We start from the raw sequence: 17,351 nt of genomic DNA on the forward strand, positions 1-17,351 counted from the left end.
TATAATGAATATTGTATAGTGTTCACTCGCGGATTAAATCAAACTACCGGAGAGACTGTCTATAGCCTGATATAACCTGCGATTTCTAACACGCTATAAAGAATGTTAACCATTTAATTTACAATGGTTTTTGCAAACATTTATTTTACTTAATTTGCTCTTAATTAAAATTAAATCAATAAATTATTTTAATAAAATCGCTACATTCATTTCAACCAAAAATAAAAACACCCACTAATAGCGTAATGCCGATCATTTAAGAGTACTTGAACGATCCGGCCAGTAAGAGACAATCCAGATTCTGTTACCCTGACTCTGGATTTTTTTATGTCTGAACACGATATGGATTTCGTTGTTGATGCTTTTTCTTCTGAGCTGGATACTTTCTCCCGCTCGCCTGACCCTGCATGGATCCATCAGGCGCTCAATGCCTGTCACAAGGCCAGCATCCGGCGGCGTCGCCTTCCCGCTGAGCAGGCCGTCTGGCTCGTGCTGATGATGGGACTGCTGCGCGATTTATCCATTAAAGATGTCTGCCACCACCTCGATATCGTTCTTCAGCCTGATGACGGCTATCAGAGTCTCGCTCCCGGCGTACTCACCGCAGCACGCCAGCGTCTGGGCGAGGCCCCGCTCCGCTATTTGTTCCATGCCTGCAATGAAGGCTGGCTGGCTGCCTGCCATTCTGGGAGCCGATACTTTTCACGGACTTCATGTTCTGAGTGTTGACGGAACTCTGTTCCGCACACCAGATTCACCAGACAATGCCGCCGCCTTTGGCTTTATCGACCCTGCTCATGGAACCTTTCCGCAGGTTCGTATGGTGGGGCTGATGGCGACCCATTCTCATATGTTGCCTGATGCCGCTTTTGGCGGCGTTGCTGAAGGTAACTGACGCTGGCACACCGGCTGGTTTCTTCTGCGCCGGCTCACACCCTGAAGGGGTGAAGCAGGAGTTATGGGGTATTCTGGTATCGTATAATCTGCTGAGAAAAGAGATGACAGATATTGCTGTCGAAGCAGGCGTGATGCCGACACGAATAAGCTTCGTCGCAGCGTTAAATATCCTGGTGTCCCAGGTACGAGTCAGCGGTAAGGGTACAGCAGGGAATATCCCTAAGCATCTGAAAGGAATGAGGCAAAATGTAAAATCCTTCATTTTGCCGGAAAAAATAAAGCACCGAAGATACGATCGTTCGGTGCTTTATGTTCCGCCTAAATATCCGTTCAGCTTTAAGCTACGTGAGGCTTAAGTGAACGGCATTACACTAATAGCGGGTGTTTAGGTCTAATTTATTACTGAATTAATTACTACCAAACATCTCTTTAATCCAACCAGCTACGCCATCGCCGTCCTTCTTCTCCTGCTGCGGCGGTTGCTGCTGTTGAGGCTGCTGTTGCTGCGGCTGCTGAGAAGATTGATCGAACGGATTACCCGACTGCTGCAACATCTCGCCCTGCTGGCACAGCGTATTTGGATCGTCCGTCCAGACCGGCAGAGTGCGCATACCGCCGCTACAGACAAAATTACCGTCGTAATCAACGCCCATATCCACCACATCTTCCGGCGGCGTCAGAACTAAAGGCGTTGGCGTCTGGTTCGCCAGATAGCGCTGGTAAATCGCCATCGCGCCGCTGGCGCCGTACAATTTCGTCGGCTGGTTGTTATCACGGCCTACCCAGGTGATAGTCACCTGGCTGCCGTCGATACCGGCAAACCAGGTATCGACATTGTTGTTTGTCGTCCCGGTTTTACCCGCCAGATGCAGACCCGGATATTTCGCGCCAAGCTGACGCCCCGTACCACGCTGGACGACCTGCTGCATTGTCCAGAGCGTCAGGTAAGCCGCCTGTGCCGGTACGGCGCGTTCAGCTTGCGGATAACTTTGGTACAGCACCTTACCATCTTCCGCAATCACCGAACGCAGCGCCGACAGCGGCGCGCGGTTCCCACCGCTGGCGATAGTCTGGAACGCCTGCGCCACTTCGATCGGCGTCAGGTTCAGCGCCCCTAACAACATAGCCGGAACAGGATTGAGCTGATCTTTCGGCACGCCGAGCTTCGTCCAGGTATCGGTTACCGCCGGTAAACCTAACGCCATCCCCAGATTGACCGTCGGTACGTTCATTGAGCGAGTTAACGCATCCACCAGCATCACTTTCCCGCTTTCGCTGTAGCGACGATCGTCGTTCTGCGGCGACCAGACCTGACCATTCGGCTGGCGCAGCGAAATCGGCGCATCGGCAATCCAGGTGTTCAGACGGTATAAGTTCGGCTGACTTAACGCGGTCAGATAGGTCGCCGGTTTCGCCAGCGACCCGATGGAACGGCGCGCCTGCATGGCACGGTTATAGCCGGCATACTGCGGCTCCGCCCCGCCAACCATCGCGCGCACCTCGCCGCTAAAGCGATCCACCACCACCATCGCGGTTTCCAGATCGCTCAATTTACGCTGCTTCTTCAACGCCGGAATGCCTTCGACAACGGCTTTTTCTGCGGCATCCTGCGCCACGGAGTCAAAGGTGGTGAAGATCTTCACGCCGGAGAGATCTTTAATTTTATCCCCCAGCTTCGCCTGCAGTTCCTGACGAACCATCTGCATAAACGCTGGCTGCGGTGAAATAACGCCGCCGCGCGGCTGTACGCCAAGCGGACGCGCGCTCAGCATGTCATAGAGTTCCTGATCGATGATTTTCTGCTGCTGTAACAGGCGTAGCACCAGGTTACGACGCTCCAGCGCCAGTTTCGGGTTGCGCCACGGGTTATAAATCGACGCCCCTTTTACCATCCCCACCAGTAACGCCTGCTGATCGAGGCTCAGTTCCTCTACCGGACGACCAAAGTAATACAGGCTCGCCAGCGGAAAACCGCGAATTTCATTATCCCCGCTTTGACCGAGGTAGACCTCGTTCATGTACAGCTCAAGAATACGATCTTTACTGTAACGGGCATCCATGATCAGCGCCATGTAGGCTTCATTCGCTTTACGCCAGTATGATCTTTCGCTGGAGAGGAACAGGTTCTTCACCAGCTGCTGGGTCAGCGTACTGGCCCCCTGCACCGTGCGTCCCGCCGTCAGGTTGGCCAGCACCGCACGCCCGATAGAGTAAAGACTAATGCCATCATGCTCATAGAAATGACGGTCTTCCGTCGCCAACAGCGTATCGACCAGCAGATCCGGGAAACCGCTGCGCGGGACGAATAAACGCTGCTCGCCATTTGGCGAAGAAAGCATGGTGATAAGCCGCGGATCCAGGCGGAAGAAGCCAAACTGGCGGTTGTTATCCAGATTGACGATGGTTTCCAGACGCCCGTCACTGAACGTCAGCCGCGCGCGCACCTGCCCTTCTTTGCTGTCCGGGAAGTCAAACGGACGACGGATCATCTCAATGCTATTGGCCTGCACGGTAAATTCGCCAGGACGGGTCATCTTCGTCACCAGACGATACTGCGTCGCTTCCAGCAATTTCACCATCTCGTTTTTGCTGACAGGCATGTCTGGCTCAAGGTTCACCATCCGGCCATATACCGCCGCCGGAAGCTGCCAGACCTTGCCATCAATACGGCTGCGGATTTTTTGATCCAGATAGACGCCGTAAATGGCGAACAGCACAACAAAAACGATAAACAGTTTTAGCAATAGCCACAGCCAGCCGCGCTTGCCACGAGGCTTACGCCCTTTGCCCTTACCTTTACGCGGCATCGGTTCTTCATCCTCATAGTCATCATCATAATCGTCGTCATGCTGCCGACGACGGCTCACCTTTTGTTTCACAGGACGTGACGGTTTCCCCTTACGTCCAATCGGCTCGCGGTCATTCCCCGCCATGCTTTTTCTCCGCAACATACAGGCGCAAAGGCCCGATTCTCTATTCTTCAGCCAGACGACAGAAGAAGAAATCTCTCAATTATTACCGCTCTTTCGCCGGATGCGGCATAACGCCTTATCCGGCCTACAGTTACATTACGAATACTTCTTCGTGCGCCGCGTTGGGGCGGTATTCGCCGGATCGTCCGGCCAGACATGTTTGGGGTAACGGCCCTTCATCTCTTTTTGCACTTCGCGATACGCACCCTGCCAGAAAGCGCTTAAATCGCGCGTAATCTGTAGCGGTCGCTGCGCTGGCGAAAGCAGTTCCAGCACCAGCGGCACTCGCCCCTGCGCAAGCGTCGGCGTACTTGCCTCGCCGAACATTTCCTGCATTCTGACCGCCAGTGCGGGCGGGTTATCTTCATGATAACGAATCGTTATTCGGCTTCCCGTCGGCACAGTGTAATGCCCAGGCAGTTCACTATCCAGACGTTGCAGCATGGCATAGTCAAGCAGTCCCCGTAACGCCTGAGTCACATTCAGAGATTTCAGACTCCGTAACGACTGTACGCCTGTCATGTGCGGCAGCAACCAGTTTTCCAGAGTCGCCAGCAGCGACGCCTCATCCACGGCAGGCCAGTCATATTCCGGCAGCCATTTCGCCGCACAGTGTAGACGCAGACGGAACTGCTCCGCTTCCGGCGTCCAGTTAAGGACGGCCAGACCTCTATCGCGGATGCCGTTCAGCATCGCCTGATGAAGCTCCTCTTCAGACGGTTTCGCCAGTGGCTGAACACTAACCGTCAACTGTCCAATACGCATTCTGCGCCACGCTTTCAACGTTCCCTGCGCTTCGTCCCATTCAACCGTGTCAGACTGGCGCAGTAAATCAGGACACGCCTGAATCAGCGAGGCAATATCCAGCGGCTGCGCCAACAATATTCGGGCGTCCGGCGAGGCGCTGCCTTGCAGTAACAGCGGCGCGATCAGCCATTCATGACGTCCCAACGCGTCATCCGCATCTAACATCGCGCCCATACCATTGGCTAACTGATAGCGCCCTTCCTGACCACGACGCCGCGCGATGCGGTCGCTAAACGCTCTGGCCAACAGCGGCATAATAAGCGCGCTATCCGGCTCGCCATTACGCACCTGCAGCCGTTTTAAAAGTTGCTGGCTACGCTGCTGCCAGCCCGGCTGTCGCCGCGAAAATAGCACGCTAAAATCCGTACCGCCGCCGCGCGGCGGGTCCTCAAGGATGGCCGCGAGCATGGCGGCGGTGGCGGCGCTATCGCCCTCGCCGGCATTGACTAACATCGCCGCCAGGCGCGGATCGTTACCTGTTGCCGCCATTTTCTGCCCGCGCGCGCTTAATCGCTCGCCCTCCAGCGCGCCTAACATCAATAATAAACGGCGGGCGGCCTGAAGATTCACCTCCGGCGGCCTGTCCAGCCAGAAAAGTGATGCCGGATCGTGACATCCCCACTGCAACACCTCCATCAACAAACCGGAGAGGTCGCTGTGTAAGATTTCCGGATCGCTTTGCGCCGCCGCCCGCTCCGCCTGTTCTTTTGCCAGCAGATGTAAACAGATTCCCGGCGCCAGTCGTCCGGCACGCCCCGCGCGCTGCGTCATTGATGCCTGACTGATACGCTGCGTAACCAGCCGCGTCAGTCCCGTTCGCGCGTCGAATCGCGCCACGCGCTCCTGAGCGCTATCGACGACCAGACGAATCCCTTCAATCGTCAAACTGGTTTCGGCAATGTTAGTCGCCAACACCACTTTACGCATCCCGGCGGGGGCGGGAACAATCGCTTTGCGTTGCGCTTCCAGAGACAATGCGCCATACAGCGGACAAAGCAGGACATCGCTCCCTACCCGCGACGCCAGATGTTCATGAACGCGCTGTATTTCGCCTACGCCGGGTAAAAATAGCAGCAGCGAACCGTTTTCATTGCGCAGCAGTTCCGCTGTCGCCATCGCGACGGCTTCATCAAAACGCAAATGCGCCGCAAGCGGCTGATAACGTCGCTCCACCGCAAACGCGCGCCCCTCCGAGACGATCGTCGGCGCATCAGGCAGTCGCTGACAGAGCCTGTCGTTATCCAGCGTCGCAGACATGATTAACAGCCTGAGATCGTCACGGAGCCCTTGCTGGATATCCAGCAACAGCGCCAACGCTAAATCCGCCTGTAAACTGCGCTCATGAAATTCATCCAGTATCACCAGCCCCACGCCGCGTAATTCGGGATCGCGCTGAATCATTCTGGTCAATACGCCTTCGGTCACCACTTCCAGCCGGGTACGCGGCCCCACGCAGCTTTGCGCGCGCATCCGATAGCCTACCGTTTCGCCAGGCTTTTCATTCAACGCTTCCGCCAGACGCTGCGCGACATTACGCGCCGCCAGACGACGCGGTTCAAGCAGAAGGATTTTTCCAGCAACCGGCCCCTGTTGCAGGAGTTGCAACGGCAGCCAGGTGGATTTCCCCGCCCCGGTAGGCGCGGACAACAAAACCTGCGGCGCGGTTTTTAGGGCTGTCAACAATTCAGGCAATACGGCGGCAACGGGCAATGACGTCACAAACGGCTCCACGGGGTTAACTTTCTTTGCGCCGCATTGTAGCATCGTGTTAATCCATAACCGAGTATCCCTATGTCTGAGCCAAAACGGCTGTTTTTTGCGATTGACTTACCCGACGACGCACGCGCGCAAATTATCGCCTGGCGCGCCGCCCATTTTGCGTCTGAAGACGGACGGCCCGTGGCAGCGGCGAACCTACACCTGACGCTGGCCTTTTTAGGCGACGTCAGTAACGATAAGCAGCGCGCGCTTGCGCAACTGGCCGGACGAATTCGCCAGCCGGGCTTTACGCTACATCTGGATGACGCCGGTCAGTGGCTGCGTTCGCGCGTGGTGTGGCTGGGGATGCGCCAGCCGCCGCGCGGGTTGTTGCAGTTGGCTAATATGCTGCGCGCGCAGGCCGCCCGCAGCGGTTGTTACCAAAGCCCGCAGCCTTTTCACCCGCATATTACGCTGCTGCGCGACGCCAGCCATACGGTGGCTATCCCACCGCCGGGCTTTTGCTGGTCATTTCCGGTCACGTCGTTTGCGCTTTACGCCTCTTCGTATGGGCAAGGCCGTACCCGCTATGCCGAGCTGCAGCGCTGGACGCTGGGCGAATAATAATGAAGGAATGTCGATGCTATTCTCACCCCCTTTACAACGCGCTACGTTGATTCAGCGCTATAAACGTTTTTTAGCCGATGTAATCACCCCTGACGGTACGACGCTTACGCTGCACTGTCCTAATACCGGCGCGATGACCGGCTGCGCCACGCCTGGCGATACCGTCTGGTATTCGACATCAGAAAATACTAAACGCAAATATCCGCATACCTGGGAATTGACTGAAACGCAATCCGGCGCATTCATTTGCGTGAATACGCTGCGGGCGAACCAGCTAACGAAAGAAGCGATTCAGGAGAATCGCCTGCCGGCGCTGGCGGGGTACAATATTCTGAAAAGTGAAGTCAAATATGGCGCCGAGCGCAGCCGTATAGATTTTATGTTACAGGCAGATTTCCGCCCGGACTGCTATATTGAAGTGAAATCGGTCACGTTAGCGGAAAAAGAAAACGGTTATTTTCCCGACGCCATCACCGAACGAGGGCAAAAACATCTTCGGGAGTTGATGGGCGTTGCGGCGGCAGGTCATCGCGCGGTGGTGGTGTTCGCGGTGCTGCACTCCGCCATTACACGTTTTTCACCCGCACGTCATATCGATATAAAATACGCGCAGCTATTGAGCGAGGCTCAGAATAAAGGCGTGGAAGTTTTAGCTTATAAAGCAGAACTTTCAGCCCAAAAAATGGAACTGAACGAACCAGTACCCATAACGTTGTAGTGGAATAACAGCCTGATTATTAAGTATTCTGGCCACGTGCGTAAATACGCTTTTCCTCACAGGGTTGTCAAGTGTTACGTTTAGATAATTGCTATCCGGAAAAGCATCTGCTATTTATAGCGACCTGATTTTCCCCCGAACATGGGGATCGATAGTGCGTGTTAAGGAGAAGCAACATGCAAGAAGGGCAAAACCGTAAAACATCGTCCCTGAGTATTCTCGCCATCGCTGGGGTGGAGCCGTACCAGGAGAAACCGGGCGAAGAGTATATGAACGAAGCCCAGCTATCGCACTTCAAGCGTATTCTTGAAGCATGGCGTAATCAACTCCGGGATGAAGTCGATCGCACTGTGACGCACATGCAGGACGAAGCCGCCAACTTCCCCGATCCGGTCGATCGCGCCGCGCAGGAAGAGGAGTTTAGCCTGGAGTTACGTAATCGTGACCGTGAGCGCAAACTGATCAAAAAGATCGAGAAGACGCTGAAGAAAGTGGAAGATGAAGACTTCGGTTATTGCGAGTCCTGCGGGGTGGAGATTGGTATCCGCCGCCTGGAAGCGCGTCCAACAGCCGATCTGTGCATCGACTGCAAAACGCTGGCTGAAATTCGCGAAAAACAGATGGCGGGTTAATCCCGTTCGTTTCTACCCTATTTATGACAGGCGGGAGTTTTCCCGCCTTATTCTTTATTGCCCGCAGCATGACTGACTCACACTATATTGGCCGTTTCGCGCCATCGCCATCCGGCGAACTGCATTTCGGCTCGTTAATCGCCGCCCTCGGCAGCTATCTACAAGCCCGTGCGCAACGCGGAATTTGGCGCGTTCGTATAGAGGATATCGATCCCCCACGTGAAGTTCCCGGTGCCGCAGCGATCATTCTGCGCCAGCTGGAACATTACGGCCTGCACTGGGATGGCGAGGTCTTATGGCAATCACAGCGTCATGAGGCTTATCGCGAGGCGCTGGCCTGGCTTCACGAGCAGGGACTGAGCTACTACTGCACTTGCCCCCGCTCGCGCATTCAACGTCTGGGCGGTATTTACGACGGCCATTGCCGGGCGTTATACCACGGGCCGGAGAATGCCGCCGTCAGAATTAAACAGCAGCATCCGGTGATGCGTTTCCATGATGCCTTGCGCGGCGATATCCAGGCTGACCCACAGCTGGCTAGCGAAGATTTTATTATCCACCGCCGCGACGGACTGTTTGCTTATAATCTGGCCGTGGTGGTCGACGATCATTTTCAGGGGGTGACGGAGATCGTCCGCGGCGCAGATTTAATCGAACCCACTGTCCGACAACTTTCGCTGTATAAACAGTTTGGCTGGCGTGCGCCAGGTTACGTTCACCTTCCGCTGGCACTCAACGAACAAGGCGCTAAACTTTCCAAGCAAAATCATGCCCCTGCGCTTGCGACAGGCGATCCGCGCCCGGTACTGGTCCAGGCATTACGCTTTTTAGGCCAACGCGCCGTCGTAGCGTGGCAGGAGATGTCTGTTGAGGAGTTGCTGCGCTTTGCGGTGGCGCACTGGAGGCTTACAGCCGTACCCACATCGGCTAATGTAAATCCGGCATTCTCAAATGCGTCTCGCTGAGCTATGATTAGCCGCTATTTTTGCTCATCGTCTTTCGCATTGCTGCGGCGTTAATGATGCTTACAGCCCAGGTCGCGTTGTTCTCTTACGTCCGTCTGCCGTAATGCGAAAGACATAGAGTAAGTTGATCTTATTAATGTATGACACTACCGAGGTGCGCTATTTTTACCCGAGTCGCTAATTTTTGCCGTAAGGTGTTAAGCCGCGAGGAGAGCGAGGCAGAACAAGCCGTCGCCCGTCCACATATGACGATTATCCCGCGTGAACAGCACGCTATCTCCCGCAAAGATATCAGTGAAAATGCCCTCAAAGTCATGTACAGACTCAATAAAGCGGGCTATGAATCCTGGCTGGTCGGCGGCGGCGTCCGCGATCTCCTGCTCGGCAAAAAGCCGAAGGATTTCGACGTGACCACCAACGCAACACCGGATCAGGTACGGAAATTATTCCGCAATTGCCGTCTGGTGGGACGTCGTTTCCGCCTGGCTCACGTGATGTTTGGCCCGGAAATTATCGAAGTGGCAACGTTTCGTGGTCATCATGAAGGCAGTGAAAGCGACCGTACGACCTCCCAGCGTGGGCAAAACGGTATGCTGCTGCGCGATAATATCTTCGGTTCTATCGAAGAAGATGCCCAGCGCCGCGATTTCACCATTAACAGCCTTTACTACAGCGTGGCGGATTTTACCGTGCGCGATTACGTCGGCGGGATGCAGGATCTGCAAGAAGGCGTGATTCGCCTGATCGGCAATCCGGAAACGCGCTACCGCGAAGACCCGGTTCGAATGCTGCGCGCCGTGCGTTTCGCTGCGAAGCTCAATATGCGTATCAGCCCTGAAACGGCTGAGCCAATCCCGCGTCTGGCAACCTTGCTAAACGACATTCCTCCCGCGCGCCTGTTCGAAGAGTCGCTGAAGCTGTTGCAGGCGGGGAACGGTTTTGAAACCTATCAACAACTGCGGGAATACAATCTCTTCCAGCCGTTGTTTCCTACCATTACGCGTTATTTCACCGAAAACGGCGACAGCGCAATGGAACGCATCATTGCGCAGGTGTTGAAGAATACGGATAACCGCATCCGTAACGAGATGCGCGTTAATCCGGCATTTTTGTTTGCCGCCATGTTCTGGTATCCGCTGCTGGAGATGGCGCAAAAAATCGCTCAGGAGAGCGGTCTGGCCTATTACGACGCTTTCGCGCTGGCCATGAATGACGTGCTGGATGAAGCCTGCCGTTCACTGGCGATCCCGAAACGCCTGACCACGCTTACCCGTGATATTTGGCAGCTTCAGTTACGGATGTCGCGACGCCAGGGCAAACGCGCCTGGAAACTGATGGAACATCCCAAATTCCGCGCCGCGTTTGATTTGCTGGAGCTGCGCGCTCAGGTGGAAAATAATACTGAGCTGCAACGTCTGGCGCAGTGGTGGGCCGAGTTTCAGGCTTCCGCGCCGCCGGAACAAAAAGGGATGCTCAACGAGCTGGATGACGATCCTGCTCCACGCCGCCGCCGTTCACGTCCGCGCAAACGCGCGCCGCGCCGCGAGGGAAGTGCGTGACTGTCGTTTATATCGCCATTGGCAGCAACCTCGCCTCCCCTTTGGAGCAGGTTAATGCTGCCGTGAAAGCGATCGGTGAAATCCCTGACAGTCAAATCGTGGCCGTCTCCTCGTTTTACCGCACGCCGCCGCTTGGTCCACAGGATCAACCCGATTACCTGAACGCCGCGGTGGCGCTGGATACCACTCTCGCCCCCGAAGAATTGCTTAACCATACCCAGCGCATTGAGCTGCAACAGGGCCGTGTGCGTAAAGCTGAACGCTGGGGGCCGCGAACGCTGGATCTCGACATTATGCTGTTTGGCGATGAAGTCATTAACACCGAACGTCTGACCGTACCGCACTACGACATGAAAAACCGCGGCTTTATGCTGTGGCCGTTATTCGAAATCGCTCCTGATCTTATCTTTCCGGATGGTATCAGCCTGCATCAGCATCTCACCCATCTTGGTGCTGCAAAACCCGCCCACTGGTAAAACATCGCCTCCCCTTTAGCGTTTACTGCTTTAGCGCCAAACGATTGCTTAAATCAATTGCCCCCCTGAATATGACTGTTAGAATGCCGGGAAATATAACTTTTACCATCAGGAAACGTTATGAAACCCACCACCATTTCACTGCTGCAGAAATGCAAGCAAGAGAAAAAACGCTTCGCGACAATTACCGCCTACGACTACAGCTTCGCTAAGTTATTTGCCGACGAAGGTATCAATGTGATGCTGGTTGGCGACTCTCTGGGCATGACAATTCAGGGGCACGACTCCACCCTGCCTGTCACCGTGGAAGATATCGCCTACCACACCCGCGCGGTACGCCGCGGCGCGCCCAACTGTCTATTGCTCTCCGACCTGCCGTTTATGGCTTACGCCACCCCGGAACAGGCGTTTGAAAACGCTGCGGTGGTTATGCGCGCGGGCGCTAATATGGTCAAAATCGAAGGCGGTGCCTGGCTTACGGATACGGTGAAAATGCTCACCGAACGCGCCGTGCCGGTGTGCGGCCATCTGGGGCTAACGCCCCAGTCGGTGAATATCTTCGGCGGCTATAAAATTCAGGGCCGTGGAGATGCAGGGCAAGTGCTGCTGGATGACGCGTTGGCTTTAGAAGCGGCTGGCGCCCAACTGCTGGTGCTGGAGTGCGTGCCTGTTGAGCTGGCGAAGCGCGTCACGGAAGCGCTGTCGATTCCGGTGATCGGCATCGGCGCCGGTAACGTCACCGACGGACAAATCCTTGTCATGCATGATGCCTTTGGCATTACCGGTGGCCATATCCCGAAATTTGCGAAGAATTTCCTCAATGAAGCAGGCGACATGCGCGCCGCCGTACGGCAGTATATGGCTGAAGTGGAGTCCGGCGTTTATCCGGGCGAAGAACACAGCTTTCACTAATTTTTCTGACCGTGCCGGATGGCGACGCGACGCGTCTTATCCGGCCTACAGATCCTCAACGGATGTAGGCCTGATAAGCGCAGCGCCATCGGGCAGGATCATCAGGCAATTCAAGGAGTCTTGTTGTGCTAATCATTGAAACCCTGCCGCTGCTGCGCCAGCATATTCGTCGTCTGCGTCAGGAAGGCAAACGCGTCGCACTGGTTCCCACCATGGGCAACCTGCACGACGGCCATATGAAACTGGTCGATGAAGCAAAAGCGCGGGCTGATGTGGTGTTCGTCAGCATTTTCGTCAACCCGATGCAGTTTGACCGACCGGACGATCTGGTGCGTTATCCGCGCACGCTGCAGGAAGACTGTGAAAAGCTGAACAAGCGCAAAGTCGATTATGTCTTTGCACCAGCCGTTGAGGAAATCTACCCGCAAGGGCTGGAAGGCCATACGTACGTTGATGTTCCCGGCCTCTCCACCATGCTGGAAGGCGCCAGCCGTCCGGGCCACTTCCGCGGCGTCTCGACCATCGTCAGCAAGCTGTTTAACCTGATCCAACCCGATATCGCCTGCTTTGGCGAGAAGGATTTCCAGCAACTGGCGCTGATCCGCAAAATGGTGGCGGATATGAGTTATGACATTGAGATCGTCGGCGTACCGATTATTCGCGCCAAAGACGGTCTGGCTCTCAGCTCGCGTAACGGTTATCTGACCGCAGAACAGCGCAAAATTGCGCCGGGTCTATACAACGTGATGAATAGCATCGCTGAAAAACTGATTGCGGGTAATCGTGAGCTGCAAGAGATTATTGCCATTGCCGAACAGGAACTGAATGAAAAAGGCTTCCGTGCCGACGACATTCAAATCCGTGATGCCGACACGCTGCTGGAGCTGACGGAAACCAGCAAACGCGCAGTGATTCTGGCTGCCGCCTGGCTGGGTCAGGCGCGTCTGATCGATAATCAAAGCGTTACATTAGCCCAGTAGACAGGGGTTAAAAATCGGGCAATACTGCCTGAGAATTTCCAAAGCAGGCCACAAGCGCCTGCTTAGCCAAGGTAAACGACAGGGTAAAGAAGTTATGATTCGCACCATGCTGCAAGGCAAGCTCCACCGCGTAAAAGTCACGCAGGCGGACCTGCACTACGAAGGTTCCTGTGCCATTGACCAGGATTTCCTTGATGCCTCCGGTATTCTGGAAAACGAAGCGATTGATATCTGGAACGTGACCAATGGGAAACGTTTCTCAACCTATGCGATTGCGGCTGAACGCGGCTCCAGAATCATCTCGGTGAACGGTGCAGCGGCGCACTGTGCTGAAGTTGGCGACATTGTGATTATCGCCAGCTTCGTCACCATGTCTGACGAAGAAGCCCGTACATGGCGGCCGAAAGTGGCCTATTTCGAAGGCGACAACGAAATGAAACGTACTGCAAAAGCCATTCCGGTACAGGTCGCCTGACAGCCCTTACCCCTGCGGCTGATTGACTATCAGCCGCGACATGGTTTCCAGCGAATCCGTGCGCAGAATATACAGCCGTTTTAGCAACATCGGGTTATCGCCAGGCTTCACCTTCCCTCTCACCGTGGTGACCGCCAGATGGAAACCGGCGTCTTTTGCTGCTTTGATCGCGGTCGCGTTATAGCCGCCAAAGGGATAAGAAAGATAAAATACGTGCGGAGTAAACTGTGCAAGCGCCCGCCGCGAGCGTTCAAAATCAAACAGAATATTATGGTAGCTGCGGCTATATAAAATCGGGCGACGATGCCCGTCTACCCGGTGTAAAAAGTGAGTATGTGACTGAAAATCAAAAACATCGCTTATCTTGCGCAATTCGGACACGCTCATAAATTGCAGCGACCTGGGATTCCATTTTTGCGGATGGCGCTTAATACGCGATGAGATAATAAATGCCGTCGCTTTCATACCGTACTGCTTTAATACCGGATACGCATAGCGACTCACCGATTTAAGACCATCGTCAAAGGTAATAGCCACCGCGCGCGCCGGGAAATTAGCGCGGTTATGGATGTAATCCTCCAGTTGGTACATCGTCAACGTGGCATAGCCGCGATCGCGAAGCCAGGTCATTTGGTTGCTGAATGCCCGAACCGAAGTCGTGGTGGACGTATGGCGAAAACGGGTATTCTCTTCATCACGTAAGATGTGATGGTAGGTCAAAATCGGAATGCCGTTGTCTTCCTGCGCATCCATGGCGCTGACATAAGCCAGCCTGTCGCCAATACGGATCTGATACCAGGTTTGATGTAGCCTGCCTTTCAGCTTGCTAATAATGGGGTAACGCAAATTATCCACTAATACGCCAAACGGGGCGCTACTGATGTCCGGCGCGTTATACACCGGCGTGTCCTTCCAGGTCACCAGATTCTGATTGCTGAGCGGCTTGTTAAGATCGCCCAGCCCATCTTCCACTTTTTGTTTTCCCTGCACGGATTCCAGATGGCCTTTATCGATAAACCCCTCGCCGAAGCCGAATTTAAAGGCATAATAATCAGCCGCAACAGGCGTTACGGAAAGAATTTGTCCGGCGCGGATATTCCCTACGGTCACCATTTTATCGCCAATCTGCGACCAGATGGCGGCGTCTTCCGTCGTTTGCATATAACGAGCGGGCAAGGCAGCCAACACATTACCGGCGAAAAAGAACAGCAAGATAAGAACAACGCGCATAACCATATATCATAACCGAGGCGAAAAAACGCCGTTATTGTAGCAAAAGCGTCGTCAATGGTATTGATCAAAACTCATACAAATCATTCAGCAATACAAAAGGCGGATTTTTCTGCTGCTGATGCCAGAGACTGGTGACATCCGGTGCGCCAAGCGCGACAATCTGGTCGCGAAATGCTGAACTGCTCATCGACTCTCGCAAAGGAAGCATTTCCTCTATCAATGAATAGCTAACACCTGAAATAACTTCACATTGAGAATGTTTATGGCTCATCAGCGACGCTACACGATAAGGCGCCGCGCCGGAAATGTCGGTTAAAAATATCACGCCTTCACCGGAGTCGGTGGCATGGAGGGCATCACACATCATACGGCTCAGCATGTTTGAGCTCAGGCCGCGCCAAAAATTGACCGCCCGGCATTGCGCCAACGGACCATTTTTTCTCTCCAGGCGATCAAGCATATCCTGTGCGCGATCGTCATGGCAGGTAATCACCCAACCTAACATAGCCTACCTCCTTAGCAGACAAGTAGTTTATCAGGGTTACCAATCAGGAATGATGACAGCCGTCAAAAGTCTCCTCTTCCCTCCAGGAGAAGAGGAGAATCGTATCAGCTACGCAAACCGCGTCCGCGCTGGATCAGCGACCAGCACAGCAGGTAGAAAGCGGCGATAAAGATCACCAGTACGCCAAATGTGGTGACCAGCGGCACATCATGGATACCCAGGAAGCCGTAGCGGAAGCCGCTGATCATGTAGACGATCGGGTTCAGGTGCGACAACCCTTGCCAGAACGGCGGCAGCAGCGTCAGCGAGTAAAATACCCCGCCGAGGTAGGTTAGCGGCGTCAGCACAAAGGTCGGGATCAGGCTGATATCGTCAAAGGTTTTCGCAAACACGGCGTTCAGCAGTCCGGCCAGCGAGAACAGAATCGCGGTCAGAATCAGCGTTAGCGCGACAAATACCCAGGAATGCACCTGGAAAGGCACGAAAAAGAGCGAAATCGCCGTCACCAGAATCCCCACGCACAGCCCGCGCGCCACGCCGCCGCCGACAAATCCGGCGATGATCACGTGCGTTGGTACCGGCGCGACCAGCAGTTCCTCAATATTGCGCTGAAACTTGGCGCTAAAAAATGACGACGCGACATTAGCGTAGGAGTTAGTAATAACCGCCATCATAATCAGGCCCGGCACAATAAATTGCATATAGCTAAAACCATGCATTTCGCCGATGCGCGAACCAATCAAATTACCAAAAATAATAAAATAGAGCGTCATGGTGATGACGGGCGGCACCAGCGTTTGCACCCAGATCCGCATAAAGCGGTGGATCTCTTTCGCCCAGATGCTTTTAAGGGCAACCCAGTAAAGCTGCATCATGCGCGATCTCCTTGTTTTTCATGCACCAGCGACACAAACAGTTCTTCCAGACGGTTGGCTTTATTACGCATACTTAATACCTGAACCCCCTGCTCGCTCAGTTGGCTAAAGACGCTGTTAACCCCCTGCTCGCGCAACACTTCAACCTCCAGAGTCGAGGTATCCACCAGACGATATTGATAACCCGCAAGCTTAGGCAGCGGGCTTTTTGGCGCTAAATCCAGAATAAACGTCTCCGATTTCAGCTTTGAAAGCAGATTTTTCATGGAGGTATTTTCCACCAGCTCGCCGTGCTGAATAATACCGATATTGCGGCACAGCATTTCCGCCTCTTCCAGATAGTGGGTGGTGAGAATAATCGTGGTGCCTTTAGCGTTTAAGTCTTTCAGGAATCCCCACATCGAGCGACGCAATTCGATATCGACGCCCGCCGTCGGCTCGTCGAGAATCAATAGCTTAGGTTCATGCATCAATGCGCGGGCGATCATCAGGCGGCGTTTCATCCCACCGGACAGCATCCGCGCGCGTTCACTACGTTTTTCCCACAGATCGAGCTGTTTTAAATACTTTTCGCTACGTAAAACCGCCTCTTTATGTTCCACGCCGTAATAACCGGCCTGATTCACTACGATCTGTTGCACCGTTTCAAACGGGTTAAAGTTAAACTCCTGTGGCACCAGTCCAAGCTGTCGCTTGGCGTTAACCACGTCTTTTTCCAGGTCATAACCAAAAACGTTAACGCGCCCGGACGTTTTATTAACCAATGAGCTGATAATACCGATGGTGGTCGATTTCCCTGCTCCATTTGGCCCCAGAAGCGCGTAAAAATCCCCCGCTTCGACCTGCAAATCTATGCCGCGCAGCGCCTGAACGCCGCCGGGATAGGTTTTTTTAAGTTGTTGAAGTTCCAGCGCAATGGTCATAAATTCTCACTTACTTTACGTTCTTACACTTTATATATGGTTTAAATAACTACGGAGTTGCCCTATATTAGCCCAACGCACTTATTTGGTTACAGGT

Annotated in this window: 15 protein-coding genes and 1 pseudogene; 10 read left to right on the forward strand and 6 right to left on the reverse strand. The window is 54.1% G+C overall.

Annotated features, from left to right (window positions below):
- Positions 1-327: 327 nt before the first annotated feature.
- Positions 328-1,253, forward strand: a pseudogene (locus tag ACLD4K_RS09860) (transposase domain-containing protein).
- A 51-nt stretch (positions 1,254-1,304) separates the two neighbouring features.
- Here ACLD4K_RS09860 and mrcB read toward each other — a convergent pair.
- Together mrcB and hrpB are read right to left on the reverse strand one after the other, a co-directional pair.
- A complete protein-coding gene (gene mrcB, locus ACLD4K_RS09865; protein ID WP_411011771.1) occupies positions 1,305-3,830 on the reverse strand; it encodes a bifunctional glycosyl transferase/transpeptidase in 2,526 nt (841 codons plus the stop codon).
- A 135-nt stretch (positions 3,831-3,965) separates the two neighbouring features.
- The gene (gene hrpB / locus ACLD4K_RS09870) at positions 3,966-6,395 is read right to left on the reverse strand and encodes an ATP-dependent helicase HrpB (RefSeq protein WP_411011772.1); all 2,430 of its coding nucleotides are present in this window, start codon (positions 6,393-6,395) and stop codon (positions 3,966-3,968) included.
- A 72-nt stretch (positions 6,396-6,467) separates the two neighbouring features.
- On the opposite strand from hrpB, the gene thpR reads away from it, so the two are divergent.
- The 9 genes from thpR (at position 6,468) to panD (ending at position 13,718) form a co-directional block, all read left to right on the forward strand.
- Positions 6,468-6,998, forward strand: a complete 531-nt coding sequence (gene thpR / locus ACLD4K_RS09875) for an RNA 2',3'-cyclic phosphodiesterase (protein ID WP_001294175.1) — start codon at positions 6,468-6,470, stop codon at positions 6,996-6,998.
- A gap of 16 nt (positions 6,999-7,014) precedes the next feature.
- The gene (sfsA, locus tag ACLD4K_RS09880) at positions 7,015-7,719 is read left to right on the forward strand and encodes a DNA/RNA nuclease SfsA (RefSeq protein ID WP_000899412.1); all 705 of its coding nucleotides are present in this window, start codon (positions 7,015-7,017) and stop codon (positions 7,717-7,719) included.
- 176 nt (positions 7,720-7,895) lie between these two features.
- Positions 7,896-8,351 (forward strand): RNA polymerase-binding protein DksA, encoded by a 456-nt coding sequence (gene dksA / locus ACLD4K_RS09885; RefSeq protein WP_001155232.1) that lies wholly within the window; start codon positions 7,896-7,898, stop codon positions 8,349-8,351.
- A gap of 68 nt (positions 8,352-8,419) precedes the next feature.
- Entirely contained in the window at positions 8,420-9,316 is an 897-nt protein-coding gene (gluQRS, locus tag ACLD4K_RS09890) for a tRNA glutamyl-Q(34) synthetase GluQRS (RefSeq protein ID WP_411011773.1), read from the forward strand.
- Between the two features lie 161 nt (positions 9,317-9,477).
- Positions 9,478-10,875, forward strand: coding sequence for a polynucleotide adenylyltransferase PcnB (gene pcnB / locus ACLD4K_RS09895; protein ID WP_220659774.1), 1,398 nt, complete (start codon positions 9,478-9,480; stop codon positions 10,873-10,875).
- Positions 10,872-11,351, forward strand: a complete 480-nt coding sequence (gene folK / locus ACLD4K_RS09900) for a 2-amino-4-hydroxy-6-hydroxymethyldihydropteridine diphosphokinase (protein ID WP_411011774.1) — start codon at positions 10,872-10,874, stop codon at positions 11,349-11,351. The genes pcnB and folK overlap by 4 nt, the downstream gene beginning before the upstream one ends.
- Positions 11,352-11,471: 120 nt before the next feature.
- On the forward strand, positions 11,472-12,263 hold the full coding sequence (gene panB, locus ACLD4K_RS09905; RefSeq protein WP_411011775.1) for a 3-methyl-2-oxobutanoate hydroxymethyltransferase: 792 nt from the start codon (positions 11,472-11,474) through the stop codon (positions 12,261-12,263).
- Between the two features lie 125 nt (positions 12,264-12,388).
- On the forward strand, positions 12,389-13,243 hold the full coding sequence (gene panC / locus ACLD4K_RS09910; protein ID WP_411011776.1) for a pantoate--beta-alanine ligase: 855 nt from the start codon (positions 12,389-12,391) through the stop codon (positions 13,241-13,243).
- Between the two features lie 94 nt (positions 13,244-13,337).
- Entirely contained in the window at positions 13,338-13,718 is a 381-nt protein-coding gene (gene panD / locus ACLD4K_RS09915) for an aspartate 1-decarboxylase (RefSeq protein ID WP_000621526.1), read from the forward strand.
- A gap of 6 nt (positions 13,719-13,724) precedes the next feature.
- Here panD and ACLD4K_RS09920 read toward each other — a convergent pair whose 3' ends face one another.
- From ACLD4K_RS09920 to ACLD4K_RS09935, 4 genes are all read right to left on the reverse strand, one after another.
- Entirely contained in the window at positions 13,725-14,954 is a 1,230-nt protein-coding gene (locus ACLD4K_RS09920; RefSeq protein WP_411011777.1) for a polysaccharide deacetylase family protein, read from the reverse strand.
- Positions 14,955-15,015: 61 nt separating this feature from the next.
- Positions 15,016-15,456 carry a PTS sugar transporter subunit IIA gene (locus tag ACLD4K_RS09925; RefSeq protein WP_411011778.1) on the reverse strand — a complete coding sequence of 147 codons (441 nt, stop codon included), beginning with the start codon at positions 15,454-15,456 and terminating at the stop codon, positions 15,016-15,018.
- Between the two features lie 104 nt (positions 15,457-15,560).
- Entirely contained in the window at positions 15,561-16,331 is a 771-nt protein-coding gene (locus tag ACLD4K_RS09930) for an ABC transporter permease (RefSeq protein WP_000983418.1), read from the reverse strand.
- The gene (locus tag ACLD4K_RS09935; RefSeq protein WP_001523220.1) at positions 16,328-17,254 is read right to left on the reverse strand and encodes an ABC transporter ATP-binding protein; all 927 of its coding nucleotides are present in this window, start codon (positions 17,252-17,254) and stop codon (positions 16,328-16,330) included. The genes ACLD4K_RS09930 and ACLD4K_RS09935 overlap by 4 nt, the downstream gene beginning before the upstream one ends.
- Positions 17,255-17,351 lie beyond the last annotated feature (97 nt).

It is taken from the genome of Salmonella sp. 741265055_HSA (genome assembly GCF_046569525.1).
GTDB lineage: Bacteria > Pseudomonadota > Gammaproteobacteria > Enterobacterales > Enterobacteriaceae > Salmonella > Salmonella enterica.